This window comes from Mycobacterium sp. NBC_00419, assembly GCF_036023875.1.
Classification (GTDB): Bacteria; Actinomycetota; Actinomycetes; order Mycobacteriales; family Mycobacteriaceae; genus Mycobacterium.
In genome coordinates, this window is the sequence record NZ_CP107931.1 from 2,479,170 (window position 1) to 2,491,998 (window position 12,829).

Sequence of the window (12,829 nt, forward strand, 5' to 3'; positions counted from 1 at the left end):
TTCCATGACGAGAACCGAGAGTTCCGAGGACCTCGACAGCGGCGCGCTGGGTCGTTGGCTGGACACCCAGGACGCGCCGGGTGACGGCGAGGAGCCGATCGTCGAGATCCTCAAAGGCGGGTCGCAGAACCTGCTCTACCGGGTCAGCCGCGGCGGCCAGGGCATGGTCTTGCGGATGCCCGGACCACGCGCCGACGAGCGGCGGCTGGGCGAACTGCTGCGGGAGATTCGGCTGGAACGCGCGCTCAAAGGCACCGACGTCCCGCATGCCGAACTCGTGGCCTCCGACGAGAGCGGCGCGGTGCTGGGAAAGCCGTTCTACCTGATGAAGGAGATCGACGGGTGGAGCCCGATGGACGGCGGGTGGGAGACGCCGTTCGACACCGATCTCGACGCGCGCCGCGGCCTGGCGCTCCAGCTCATCGAAGGGGCCGCCAAGCTGGGCAGGCTGGACTGGAAAGCGCAGGGCCTCGCGGGCTTCGGTAAGCCCGAGGGTTTCCACGATCGCCAGGTGGACCGCTGGCTGGCGTTCCTGTCGGCCTACCAGGTCCGCGAACTACCCGGACTGGACGTGGCCGCAGAGTGGTTGCGCGCCAACCGGCCCGCCCATTTCACGCCGGGCATCATGCACGGCGACTACCAGTTCGCCAACGTCATGTACGCCCACGGCGCGCCGGCCCGGCTGGCGGCGATCGTGGACTGGGAGATGACGACGATCGGGGATCCCCTGCTCGACGTAGCCTGGGCGCTGCTGGGCTACGACGGGGAGATGCCCAAGGAGCAGGGCTTCTACCTGCCGATGGACGGTATGCCCACCCGCAGCGAGTTGCTCTCCCATTACGAGAAGGTCAGCGGACTGTCCACCGAGAACATCCACTACTACCTGGTGCTGGCGAACTGGAAGCTTGGCATCGTTCTGGAGAAGACCTACGCCTCAGCAGTCAACGGCGGTAAGGCGGACCCGAAGGTCGTCGAGGCGTTCGCGACGATGGTGCCCGACCTGATCACGACGGCGGCCAGACTGGCCCAGTCCGGAGAGGACATCTGAAATGGGTTATGCCGAAAATCTTTTCGACCTGACCGACCGCGTCGTGCTGATCACCGGCGGCAGCCGGGGATTGGGCCGGGAGATGGCGTTCGCCGCGGCACGCTGCGGGGCCGACGTGGTCATCGCGAGCCGCAAGTACGACACCTGTGTTCAGACCGCCGAGGAGATCGAGGCCCAAACCGGCCGCACCGCAATGCCGTACGGCGTTCACGTGGGCCGCTGGGATCAGCTCGACGGTTTGGTCGACGCCGTCTACGACCGGTTCGGCAAGGTCGACGTCCTGGTCAACAACGCCGGCATGTCGCCGACCTACGACAAGCTGTCCGACGTCAGCGAGAAGCTGTTCGACGCGGTGATGAACCTCAACCTGAAGGGGCCCTTCCGGCTCTCGGCGCTCGTCGGTGAGCGGATGGTCGCCGAGGGTGGCGGGGCGATCATCAACGTCAGCACACACGGATCGCTGCGCCCGCATCCGTCGTTCATTCCCTACGCGGCGTCCAAGGCCGGGCTGAACGCGATGACCGAAGGGCTGGCCCAGGCTTTCGGGCCCACGGTGCGGGTCAACACGCTCATGCCCGGACCCTTCCTCACCGACATCAGCAAGGCGTGGGATTTCGGCGTGGACAACCCGTTCAGCCGACATGCCCTGCAGCGTGCCGGGAAGCCGGACGAAATCATCGGCGCCGCATTGTTTTTGATGTCCGACGCATCCAGCTTCACCACCGGCTCGATCCTGCGCGCCGACGGCGGCATTCCCTAAAGGAGACTGACATGGCCTTCGACTTCTCCGTCGAGCCCGAGTTCGAAGAGAAGCTCGCCTGGATTCGCGAGTTCGTCCGCGAGGAGGTCGAGCCGCTCGAGGTGGTCTTCCCCAGCTGCGAGTTCCTGCCGCTGAACGACGAGCGCCGCAGGATCGTCGATCCGCTCAAGCAGAAGGTTCGCGACCAGGGGCTGTGGGCGCCACACCTGGGCCCCGACCTCGGCGGCCAGGGGTTCGGTGCGGTCAAACTGACCCTGATCAACGAGATCCTCGGCCGGGCGACGTGGTCGTCGATCGTCTTCGGCACCCAGGCGCCCGACACCGGAAATGCCGAGATCATCGCCCGCTTCGGCACCCAGGAACAGAAGGACACCTATCTCGCGGGGTTGTTGTCCGGGGAGATCTTCTCCACCTTCTCGATGACCGAGCCGCAGGGTGGTTCGGACCCGCGGGTCTTCACCACCCGCGCGGTGCGCGACGGGGACGACTGGGTGATCAACGGTCTCAAGTACTGGTCGTCCAACGCGTCCGTGGCGTCCTTCTTCATCGTCGTGGCCATCACCAACCCGGACGTCCCGGTGCACACCGGCGCGTCGACCTTCCTGGTCCCCAAGGACACTCCCGGTGTCACCATCGAGGCGACTCATCACCTGGTCGGCTCGCACAAGCACGATCCCGGGCACTCGCTGGTGCGATACGACAACGTCCGGGTTCCCGCCTCGGCGATGCTCGGCGAGGAAGGGCACGGGTTCGGCGTCGCGCAGTCCCGCCTGGCCGGTGGGCGGCTGCACCACGCGATGCGCTCCATCGGGGTGGCGCAGCGGGCGATCGACATGATGGCCCGGCGGGCGAAAAGCCGCTTCACCCAAGGCAGTCTGCTCGCCGATAAGCAGCTGATCCAGGAGTTCGTCGCCGACTCCTACGTCGAGTTGACCCAGTTCCGGCTGCTGGTCCTCTACGCGGCGTGGCTGGTCGACAGCCAGGGCGAGCACGCCGCGCGGGAAGCGATCGCCGCGTGCAAGATCCAGACCGCGGCCGTACTCAAATCGATCGGGCTGCGCGCGATCCAGGTCCACGGCGGTCTCGGCCTGACCGACCAGATGCCGCTGACGAGCGTGCTGTTCGGCGGCCTGGCCCTCGGCCTGGCCGACGGCCCCACCGAGGCCCACAAGGTGAACCTGGCCCGGATGGTGCTCAAGGGATACGAGGCCGAGGATCCCGTGTGGCCCAGCGAGTTCCTGAGCAACCGCATCGAGCGGGCGCGCGCGAAGTACGGCCATCTGGTCGATCACATTCCGGCGCTGCCTGTTTCGTCGTGACCAGTCGCGCCGCAGCCGCTGTCGGGCGCGCCCTCGACGACCGTCAGCGGGAGGCCACCGAAGAGGTGGAACGCATCCTGGCCGCGGCGGTGCGGGTGATGCAGCGGGTGTCTCCCGAGGCGCCCCGCGTCAGCGACATCGTCACCGAGGCGGGGGTGTCGAACAAGGCGTTCTACCGCTACTTCGCGGGCAAGGACGACCTGATGCTGGCGGCCATGGAACGCGGTGTGGCACTGGTGGTCTCCTATCTGGAGCATCAGATGGCCAAGGAGAAACGCCCACAGGACAAGGTGGCGCGCTGGATTCGGGGTGCGCTTGCCCAGGTGGTGGACCCCGATCTGACGGCGATGAGCCGCGCGCTGGTCATCCAGTTCCCCGGTTCTGACACGGGCAGGCTCGCCCAGGAGGAGATCCTGGGCACCCTGCGCGCACTGCTGCTCGAGCCGATCAGCCAACTCGGCCGCCGCGACCCCGGGCGTGATGCCGATGCCGTGTTCAACTGCACGATCGGTACGATGCGCCGGTATGTGGAGGCCAGCGGCCAGCCGGGTCGCGCCGATATCGACCACCTCGTACGCTTCTGCCTCACCGGGCTGGGCGTGACCGAAGGAGAACGCTGATGCGCGCCGTCGTCTGCCGGGAGTACGGCACCCCGGAGGATCTGGTCCTCGTCGAACAGCCCGATCCCACACCGGGTCCCGGCCAGGTGGTGGTGCGGGTTCGCGCCGCGGCGGTGAACTATCCCGACGTGTTGCTGATCGCCGGTAAGTATCAGATCAAGGTTCCGCCCCCGTTCAGCCCGGGCAGCGAGATGGCCGGTGACGTGCTGGCTGTTGGTGAGGGCGTGGACTTCACACCCGGCGACCGGGTGTCGGCGACCACGTTCGTCGGCGCCTTCGCCGAACAGGCGGTGCTCGACGCACGCGGGCTGACGCCCATCCCCGACGGGGTCGACTACGCCGACGCGGCGGCGTTCGGCGTCACCAACCGCACCGCCTACTACACCCTTCGCACCGTGGCGCCGGTGAAACCCGGCGACTGGGTCGTCGTCCTGGGCGCAGCCGGCGGGGTGGGGTTGGCGGCCGTCGACATCGCAGTTCTCATGGGCGCCAAGGTGATCGCCGTCGCCTCCGGTCCGGAGAAGCTCGACGTGTGCAGGCAGCGCGGTGCGCAGGCGTGCATCGACTACGAACGCGAGGACCTCAAGACGCGGCTCAAGGAGATCACCGGTGCGGCCGGCGCGCAGGTGGTGCTCGATCCGGTGGGCGGTAAGTACTCCGAGCCCGCCCTGCGCGGCCTTGGCCGCGGCGGCCGGTTCGTCACGCTCGGCTACGCCGCCGGCGAGATCCCCGCGATCCCGCTGAACCTGGTGATGCTCAAGGGCATCACCGTGCTGGGCATGGAGATCCGGACCTTCGCGCAGGACTATCCCGACCAGGTCGGGCGCGACGATGCCGAACTCGCGTCGTTGTTCGCCGACGGCAAGCTGCGTCCCTACATCGGGGCGCGCTTCCCGCTGGACCAGGCCGCGGCGGCGTTGCGCTACGTCGCCGACCGCAAAGCGGTGGGCAAGGTCGTCATCGACGTCGCGTGATCCGCCGCGCTAGGGCGTGATGATGTTGAACCCCGGGTCGGGCCGGTCGAGAACACCGAGCAGCGCCTGCAGAGCCTGAGGATCACCGCTGATCTCCAGCCCCGGCGAGGTGAAATCGCCTGCGGCGGCGGCCAGTAGCCGCATCCTGGTGGCCAGCGTGACGGTGGTGTCGGCGGTCGACGGGTCGGCGTCACACTTGCGGTAGACCAGCACACCGTTTCGCAGTGCTAGGCGGTAGTTGGTCGCGAGGTCGGTGAACGAGATGTCGATGGCGACATCGAGATCCCAGGCGCGGGGCCCGTTCACATTGATGGCCAGGGTGTCGAAGATCTGCTCCGGCGTCAGCTGCGCCATCATCGCCTTCGAGTTGGCGCCGACCGGTGTGCCGAAGTTGCCGTCCCGCAGTTCGGTCGCCCCGGACAGGAAGAAGTTGCGCCACGTCGCGCACTCGGCGCCGTAGCCCAGTTGCTCGAGGGTGTCGGCGTACAGTTCGCGCGCACCGGCGTGGTTCTCGTCGGTGAAGATCGCGTGATCGAGAAGCGTTGCAGCCCAGCGATAATCGCCGGAATCGAACGCGGATCGGGCGATCTCGACGACACGGTCGATGCCACCCATCGCCTCGACGTAGCGCGGGCCGATCGCCTCCGGCGGATGCGCCCACAGTCGGCCCGGGTTGCCGTCGAACCAGCCCATGTAGCGCTGGTAGACCGCCTTGACGTTATGGCTGACCGAACCGTAGTAGCCGTGCGCGTGCCAGGCCTTGTGCAGCGCGGGCGGCATCTCGAAGGTCTCGGCGATCTCGATGCCGGTGTAGCCCTGGTTGAGCTGGCGCAGCGTCTGGTCGTGCAGGTAGGCATACAGATCACGTTGCAGGGAAAGGAATTCCACGATGTCGTCGTGGCCCCACGTGGGCCAGTGGTGGGAGGCGAAGACGACGTCGGTGCGGCCGGCGAAGCTGTCGATGGCCTCGGTGAGATACCCCGACCAGGCGTGCGGATCGCGGACCAGTGCGCCGCGCAGCGTCAGCAGGTTGTGCAGGTTGTGGGTGGCGTTCTCGGCCATGCACAGCGCACGGAATTGCGGGAAGTAAAAGTGCATCTCGGCAGGCGCTTCGGTGCCGGGCGCCATCTGGAATTCGATCTCGACACCGTCGATGGTGTGCGTCTCACCGGTAACGCTGACGTCGATGGTGGGCACGATGATGGCGACCTCACCGGTGGACGTCTGCTGACCGAGCCCGCAGCCGACCTGGCCCTGCGGGCCACGCTGCAGCAGGGTGCCGTACATGTAGGAGGCGCGGCGCGCCATCGCGGTGCCGGCGTAGACGTTTTCCTGCACGGCGTGCTCGACGAAGCCCTCCGGGGCGATCACCGCGACCTTGCCGGCGTCGACGTCGGCCTGGGTGGTCACACCCAGCACGCCGCCGAAGTGGTCGACGTGGCTGTGGGTATAGATAACGGCCACCACGGGGCGCTCGCCGCGGTGGGCGCGGTACAGCTCCAGCGCGGCCGCGGCGGTCTCGGTCGAGATCAACGGGTCGATGACGATGACGCCGGTGTCACCCTCGATGAAGCTGATGTTCGACAGGTCCAGACCACGGACCTGATAGATGCCCTCGACCACCTCGTAGAGGCCCTGCTTCGCCGCCAGGATCGACTGCCGCCACAAGCTCGGATGCACCGTCGCGGGCGCGTCGCCGCCGAGGAAGTCGTAGACGTCGTTGTCCCACACCACCCGGCCGTCGGCAGCGGTGACCACGCATGGCTCCAGCGCCCCGAGGAACCCGCGGTCGGCGTTGGCGAAGTCCCTGGTGTCCTCGAAGGGGAGTGACTGCAGGTGTTCGGCGTGGGCGGTCTCGATGGCGGTGGCCGACGGTTTGTGCTCCATGTGGCAAATCCTTCCAGAAGACGGGGGCCGGATGCTCGAATAGACCAGCGGCGAGTAGACATGCACGATGGCCAAAGCATCGATCAGCGTCGCTGGGGCAACGGCGATCGGTGTCGGCGGCATGATGGGCGCCGGCCTGTACACACTGCTCGGCCTGGCCTCCACCACGGCGGGAGTCTGGCTGCCGGTCGCCTTCCTGATCGGCGGAGTGGTGTCGGTCTTCAGCGTCTACTCCTACGCCAAACTCGGCGCGGTCTTCCCCAGCCGCGGTGGCGCCGCACAGTTTTTGATCCGCTGTTTCGGCGACGGCATCGTCGCGGGTGGGCTCAACGTCTTCCAATTCCTCGGCTGGATCATCGCGATGGCGCTGTACGCATCGGGATTCGCCGGCTACCTGCTGGCGCTGTTGCCCTGGCACACGCCGGACTGGGCGGGCAAGGCAGTCGGCATCGGGCTCATCGCCGCCGTCGTCGCGGTGAACCTGGTGGGCAACAAGCTCGTCGCTCGTTCCGAAATCGTGGTCGTCAGCGTCGAACTCGTCATTCTCGTCGTGTTCGCCGCCGTTGCCGCCACGAAGGCCGATCCGGCCCGTTTCACCCACAACACCGACCACTCGTTCATCGGGGTGCTGTTCGCCGCGGGCCTGCTCTACGTCACCTACGAGGGCTTCGGCGTGGTCACCAACTCCGCGGGCGACATGCGCGACCCGGCTCGTGAACTGCCGCGTGCGATGTTCACCTCGCTGGCCATCGTGGTTGCGGTCTACGTGGTGGTGAGCTCGCTGGTGGTGATGACGATGACATTGCCCGCGATGGATGCCAGCCAGGGACACGTCCTGTCCGAGGCGGCGCGCGAGGTGCTCGGCCGAGCCGGTTTCATCGTCATCGGACTTGCCGCACTGTTGGCCACTGCGTCCGGTGTGAACGCCACCATGTTCGGTGATGCCAACCTCGCGTTCCTGGTGGCAAAGACCGGTGAGATGCCGAGCAGTTTCGCTCGCGGGGTGTGGCACGGCGGCACCGCCGGATTGTTCACCGCCGCGGGGTTGACCGCCCTGTTCGTGTTGTTCTTCCCGCTGGCCGCCGTCGGGCAGATGGCCAGCCTGGCGTTCCTGATCGTGTACGGCACGGTCAGCCTCGGACATCTGCGGGTGTGGCGGCAGACCGGCGCCAAACCGGCCTTGCTCGTCACCGCCGTGCTACTCAATCTGGCGTTGTTCGTCCTTCTGCTCGCCTATACGGTGCACACCGGACCGGCCAGCACGTGGATCACGCTTTTGGGGGTGCTGGTGGTCAGCTTCGCCTTCGAATACGTGTACCGACGGCGCACCGGCCGACGGCTTCGAGTGGAACCGAGCCCCGCTTAGGTCGGCCGTTTGCCTCCCGTCGGCTTCCCCGGTAGCTCATGATTGCGCCGATGAACGTGCTGCCCGGTCTCACCAGAGGCAACGTCGGAACCGAGGTTCTGGCCGGTGTCACGCTGCTGGCCATCGCGTTACCGCTCAACATCGGGTACGCCCAGATCGCCGGGTTGCCCCCGACCGCCGGGCTCTACGCGCTGGTGCTGCCGTCGGTGGCCTTCGCCCTGCTGGCATCCTCGCGCCATCTGGTCGCCGCTCCCGACGCCGCGGCAGCCGCCCTGGTGGGTTCGGCGCTGACGGGTCTGGCGCCCGCAGGCAGCGGGCAGTACGCGGCCATGGCGGCCGCTCAGGCGATCGTCGGCGGGCTGCTGTTCGGAGCCTGCGCGGTGTTCCGGCTGGGGTTCCTGGCGGACTTCTTGTCCAAGCCGATCCTCATCGGATTCGTCGGGGGGCTGGCCACTGACATCCTGCTCAGCCAGATCGCCAAGATCATGGGGATCAAGGTGCCCAGCGGGGCGGAGTTCTTCGAGCGGCTGGTGCAACTCGTCACCAAAATCGGCACCGTGCACGGGTGGTCGCTGGCGCTGGGGATCGCCGCCGTCGCGGTGCTCGTGCCGGCTCGGCGGCGGTGGCCCGCGGTGCCCTGGGCGCTGATCGTGCTGGTGCTCGCCACCGTCGCCTCGACGCTGCTGCATCTGCCCGCCAAGGGCGTGTCGGTGCTGGGCTCGGTGCCGTCGGGCCCACCCGTGCTGGCGGTTCCGCACCTGACGTGGTCGCAGTGGGTCTCGGTGATGCTGCCCGCCCTCGCGATCACCACCGTGACCGTCGGTGAAGGACTGCTGCTAGCCCGCTCCTACGCCGACAAGTACGGCTACCGCACCTCACCGGATCGGGACCTGCTGGCCTTCGGTGCGGCCAACGTCGCCTCCGGCCTGTCCTCGGGCTTCACCGTCGGATCCTCGACGTCGCGGGCTGCGGCGATGGATCAGGCCGGATCCCGCACGCAACTTCCGCTGCTGGTGATGGCCGCCGGCGCGTTGGCACTGTTGCTGTTCGGCGCCGGACTGCTCGCCGATATCCCGTCGCCCGCGATCGGCGCCATCGTCGGCGTCTCGGTGGCCAAGCTGATCGGAATCCGCGAGTTCCGCCACCTGTGGGAGCTGTCGCGGTTCGAATTCCTCATCGGCGCAACATGTTTCCTCGGTGTGCTGCTCATCGGACCGCTGGCCGGCATCGTGCTGGCTTTCGCGCTTTCCCTGATCAACCTGCTACGCAAGGCCGCTCGCCCCGCGGTCGACGTGCTCGAGGGGTCCGAGGATCCGCATGTGTCACTGACCGTCGGCCATGGCGACATCCACGAGACGGTGCCGGGAGTGGTCGCGATGCGGTTCGCTGCGCCGATCTTCTTCGGTAACGCCCAGACGCTGAGTGCCGAGATCCGTCGCGCAGTCAAGGGCGCACCCCATCCGGTGAAGGCGTTCATCCTCGACATGGAGGGCGTGACCGACGTCGACGTCACCGGCGCAGAAGCGCTGGCCAAAGAGCTGCAGTGGCTGCAGGGCCGCTCGATCACCTTCGCCTACTCGCGGGTGCGCCCCGAACTGGCCGCCAATCTGGACCGCATGCACCTGCTGCGGGGGCATCAGGTGTTCGACACCAACCGGGCCGCGGTCGCCGCCCTGCGGCCCTGAATCAGGCCGTGAGGTCGTAGACCTCGGTGCCGCCGATGTCTTGGGCGGTGAAGTGCTGTTGCACCCACTGCGTGATCGCGGCACCGGTGCCCGATCCACTGCCCGGTCCGCCGGGCCCGCCATGGCCGTCCGGCGAATTGCCGACGATGAAGTACTGGACCTGTCCGGTACTGACGTAGGACTGGAACTGCTCGAGCGTGGGTGAGTTGTCCCCGCCGCTGAACCCACCGATGGACATCACCGAGGCGCCGGTGCTCAGTTCGAGGCTCCCAGCGGTGTGCGAGCCCACAGTGGCTGCAGCCCAACGCCTTCCCGACTCCTTAAGCAGAGACTTCAGTTCGGTGTTATCCGAGGGTGCAACGCCGTCACGGCTCGGGCCGCCGGGTCCGCCCGGTCCGAAGGTCGCGCCTGCGCGACTCGGGCCCGAGATAGGGATGCCACCGCCGTGGCTGTTCAGCACGGTCGCCGCGGTGTAGGCGGAGGTGCCGGCGAGGCCGACGATCAACCCGGCCGCCGCGAGGACGACGGTCCACCGGCCGAGCCGGTGCCCGCCCGCGGCGAGTACCGCCGCCACGGCAATGGCGCCCACCAGGATCACCCAGCGCAACCAGGGCAGCCAGTCCGGCGTGCGGTCGAGCAGGATGACGTTCCATATCCCAGTCGCCGCGATCATCGCGGCCAGAGTGCAGCGGGGGACGGCGAATTGCCTGCCGCGCCACAACTCTCGGACGCTGATGCCGAGCACTGCGGCCACCGCGGGAGCAAGTGCCACCGTGTAGTAGGGATGCATGATCCCCTTCATGAAACTGAACACCAGCGCGGTGACCACCAGCCACCCACCCCACAGCAGCAGCGCCGCGCGGGTGTGGTCGGTGCGCGGTGCGCGTCGGGTGAACCACAGCCCGGCCGCAAGACCGATGAGTGCGGCGGGCAGCAACCAGGAGATCTCGGTCCCCATGGATTCGCCGAACATCCGGCCGATCCCGGTGGAGCCGCCGAACATCGCCGAACCACCCATCGGGCCGGGGCCCTCAGCCGGACCGCCACCCGAGCCGCCGGGATTGCCGTCGCCGCCGAACACCCGGCCCAGACCGTTGTATCCCAGCGCCAGCTGCAGCAGGCTGTTGTCGGTCGACCCGCCGATGTAGGGGCGAGAGTCCGCCGGCCACAGGCTCACCAGCGCCAGATACCAGCCGGCCGACACGATCATGGCGACCAGACCGACGAGAAGAACCCGCAATCGATGCCACACACTGCCGGGCAGCGCGACGAGCACCACCAGGGCCAGCGCGGGTGTGATCAGCAGTGCCTGCAGCAGCTTGGCCAGGAATGCGAAGCCGACGGCGGTACCCGCCAGGGCGACCCACCTGACCGGGTTGCCGTCGAGGCAGCGGATGATGCAGTACCCGGCGGCCACCAGCAGCAGCACCAGCAGCGCGTCGGGGTTGTTGTACCGAAACATCAACGCGGCCACCGGCGTCAGCGCCAGCACCGCACCGGCGAGCAGCCCTGCCCCGTAGCCGCCGACCCGGCGTACCGCGGCATAGACCAGTGCCACTGACCCCACACCCATCAGCGCCTGGGGCATCAGCATCGCCCACGTGCCGAACCCGAAGATCCGGCCGGACAGCGCCATCACCCACAGCGCCGCGGGCGGTTTGTCGACGGTGATCGCATTGCCCGCGTCGATCGAGCCGAACAGCAGTGCTTTCCAACTCTGCGTGCCGGCCTGAACCGCGGCGGCGTAGTACTCGTTGGCCCAGCCGGCGGCGCTCAGTCCCCACAGATACAGCACGGCGGTCACACCCAGTAGCGACCACAATGCGGGGCGCACCCACCGTGGCCGCACGGGCGACGTCGGCTCGGCATCCGGCAACACGGTCACATCCTCGAGGATGGTCATCGGATGTCTCCCTTCGCCCCGCCGTTGCGGCGCGGGTGAAACACCCAGCCGCGCAGCAGAACAAATCGAACCACAGTGGCGACCAGGTTGGCCGCGACCAGAACCACCAGCTCCAGCGTCCGCGGGGGTTCACTCAGACTCTGCAGCACGGCCAGCGCGCCGCTGGTCAACGCCAAGCCGATGCCGAACACCAGGAGACCCTCGAACTGGTGGCGACCGACGCCGCCGCGGCCCCGTACCCCGAAGGTGAAGCGCCGGTTGGCGGCGGTGTTCGCCACCGCGGTTGCCAGCAGCGCGACGAGGTTGGCTCCCTGCGCACCGATCGGACGCAGTGCGACGAACAATGCCAGATACGCCAGCGTGGACAGGATCCCGATCGCCGCGAAGCGCACACTCTGGTTCAGCAGCGAGCGTCGCGCACCCGCGCAGTTGCCGAACTGCGCGGCGATCGCATGCACCGGGATCTCCCCGGTGCCGAATGCTTTGACCAAGCGAGCGATTCCCCTCAGGTCGGCGACAGCGGTGGCGACGATGTCGACACGGCTATCGGGGTCGTCGATCCAGTCGACGGGCACTTCGTGAATGCGGAACCCACTGCGTTCGGCGAGCACCAGCAGTTCGGTGTCGAAGAACCAGCCGGTGTCTTCGACATGTGGCAGAAGTTCGGCCGCGACGTCGGCGCGGATCGCTTTGAAGCCGCACTGGGCATCGGAGAACTTCGCCGACAGAGTCGAGCGCAGGATGAAGTTGTAGCAGCGCGAGATGATCTCCCGCTTGGCGCCACGCACGACCCTGGAGCCACGGCTCAGCCGGGTACCGATCGCAAGGTCGGAATGTCCGGATACCAGCGGCGCGACCAACGGTGCCACGGCGGCCAGATCGGTGGACAGGTCGACGTCCATATAGGCCAGCACGGGGGCGTCCGACGACGACCACACCGCGTGCAACGCCCGGCCGCGGCCTTTCTGCTCCAGACGCACACACCGCACCTGCGGCAGTTCGGCGGCCAGCCCGGTGGCGATGCGCCAGGTGTCGTCGGTACTCGCGTTGTCGGCGATGGTGATCCGGAACGTGAACGGGAGATCGTCGCCCAGATAGCGGTACAGCCGGTGGATCGAGTCAGCCAAGACAGCCTGCTCGTTGTACACCGGGACGACGACATCAAGCACTGGGGCGCCACTGTCCGCGGCGATCAGTGCCGCGTTGCGCCGGCGCATCTCGGGAAGGTCGGTGATGGTCATGACTCGATCATCGAGGAACGGATTGG

General features: G+C 67.7%; 10 protein-coding genes. 7 read left to right on the forward strand and 3 right to left on the reverse strand.

Annotated features, from left to right (window positions below; all coding sequences use genetic code 11):
* The first annotated feature begins 4 nt into the window (after nt 1-4).
* From OG976_RS11855 to OG976_RS11875, 5 genes are read left to right on the forward strand one after another with little or no spacing between them, the layout of a single operon-like run.
* Nucleotides 5-1,048 (forward strand): phosphotransferase family protein, encoded by a 1,044-nt coding sequence (locus OG976_RS11855; protein WP_328362229.1) that lies wholly within the window; start codon nt 5-7, stop codon nt 1,046-1,048.
* A gap of 1 nt (nt 1,049) precedes the next feature.
* A complete protein-coding gene (locus tag OG976_RS11860) occupies nt 1,050-1,808 on the forward strand; it encodes an SDR family NAD(P)-dependent oxidoreductase (protein ID WP_328362231.1) in 759 nt (252 codons plus the stop codon).
* An 11-nt stretch (nt 1,809-1,819) separates the two neighbouring features.
* Nucleotides 1,820-3,127, forward strand: coding sequence for an acyl-CoA dehydrogenase family protein (locus OG976_RS11865; RefSeq protein ID WP_328362234.1), 1,308 nt, complete (start codon nt 1,820-1,822; stop codon nt 3,125-3,127).
* Nucleotides 3,124-3,747, forward strand: coding sequence for a TetR/AcrR family transcriptional regulator (locus OG976_RS11870; RefSeq protein WP_328362237.1), 624 nt, complete (start codon nt 3,124-3,126; stop codon nt 3,745-3,747). The genes OG976_RS11865 and OG976_RS11870 overlap by 4 nt, the downstream gene beginning before the upstream one ends.
* Nucleotides 3,747-4,721, forward strand: a complete 975-nt coding sequence (locus OG976_RS11875) for an NADPH:quinone oxidoreductase family protein (RefSeq protein ID WP_328362240.1) — start codon at nt 3,747-3,749, stop codon at nt 4,719-4,721. Before OG976_RS11870 ends, OG976_RS11875 begins: the two co-directional genes overlap by 1 nt.
* A gap of 9 nt (nt 4,722-4,730) precedes the next feature.
* Here OG976_RS11875 and OG976_RS11880 read toward each other — a convergent pair whose 3' ends face one another.
* Complete coding sequence (locus OG976_RS11880; RefSeq protein WP_328362243.1) at nt 4,731-6,608, reverse strand: alkyl/aryl-sulfatase; 1,878 nt, start codon at nt 6,606-6,608, stop codon at nt 4,731-4,733.
* A gap of 67 nt (nt 6,609-6,675) precedes the next feature.
* On the opposite strand from OG976_RS11880, the gene OG976_RS11885 reads away from it, so the two are divergent.
* Nucleotides 6,676-7,974, forward strand: a complete 1,299-nt coding sequence (locus OG976_RS11885; RefSeq protein WP_328362246.1) for an APC family permease — start codon at nt 6,676-6,678, stop codon at nt 7,972-7,974.
* A 50-nt stretch (nt 7,975-8,024) separates the two neighbouring features.
* Nucleotides 8,025-9,659 carry a SulP family inorganic anion transporter gene (locus OG976_RS11890; RefSeq protein WP_328362249.1) on the forward strand — a complete coding sequence of 545 codons (1,635 nt, stop codon included), beginning with the start codon at nt 8,025-8,027 and terminating at the stop codon, nt 9,657-9,659.
* A 1-nt stretch (nt 9,660) separates the two neighbouring features.
* Here the strand turns inward: OG976_RS11890 and OG976_RS11895 are convergent, their stop codons facing one another.
* Together OG976_RS11895 and OG976_RS11900 are read right to left on the reverse strand one after the other, a co-directional pair.
* Nucleotides 9,661-11,562, reverse strand: a complete 1,902-nt coding sequence (locus OG976_RS11895; protein WP_328362251.1) for an ArnT family glycosyltransferase — start codon at nt 11,560-11,562, stop codon at nt 9,661-9,663.
* Complete coding sequence (locus tag OG976_RS11900; RefSeq protein WP_328362254.1) at nt 11,559-12,803, reverse strand: glycosyltransferase; 1,245 nt, start codon at nt 12,801-12,803, stop codon at nt 11,559-11,561. The genes OG976_RS11895 and OG976_RS11900 overlap by 4 nt, the downstream gene beginning before the upstream one ends.
* Nucleotides 12,804-12,829: the final 26 nt, after the last annotated feature.

Bases quoted from the DNA above. Each gene is read 5' to 3' on its own strand.
- OG976_RS11855 (WP_328362229.1), top strand. From the start codon at position 5: ATGACGAGAACCGAGAGTTCCGAGGACCTCGACAGCGGCGCGCTGGGT.
- OG976_RS11880 (WP_328362243.1), bottom strand. From the start codon at position 6,608: ATGGAGCACAAACCGTCGGCCACCGCCATCGAGACCGCCCACGCCGAA.
- OG976_RS11860 (WP_328362231.1), top strand. From the start codon at position 1,050: ATGGGTTATGCCGAAAATCTTTTCGACCTGACCGACCGCGTCGTGCTG.
- OG976_RS11895 (WP_328362251.1), bottom strand. From the start codon at position 11,562: ATGACCATCCTCGAGGATGTGACCGTGTTGCCGGATGCCGAGCCGACG.
- OG976_RS11875 (WP_328362240.1), top strand. From the start codon at position 3,747: ATGCGCGCCGTCGTCTGCCGGGAGTACGGCACCCCGGAGGATCTGGTC.
- OG976_RS11900 (WP_328362254.1), bottom strand. From the start codon at position 12,803: ATGACCATCACCGACCTTCCCGAGATGCGCCGGCGCAACGCGGCACTG.
- OG976_RS11885 (WP_328362246.1), top strand. From the start codon at position 6,676: ATGGCCAAAGCATCGATCAGCGTCGCTGGGGCAACGGCGATCGGTGTC.
- OG976_RS11865 (WP_328362234.1), top strand. From the start codon at position 1,820: ATGGCCTTCGACTTCTCCGTCGAGCCCGAGTTCGAAGAGAAGCTCGCC.
- OG976_RS11890 (WP_328362249.1), top strand. From the start codon at position 8,025: ATGAACGTGCTGCCCGGTCTCACCAGAGGCAACGTCGGAACCGAGGTT.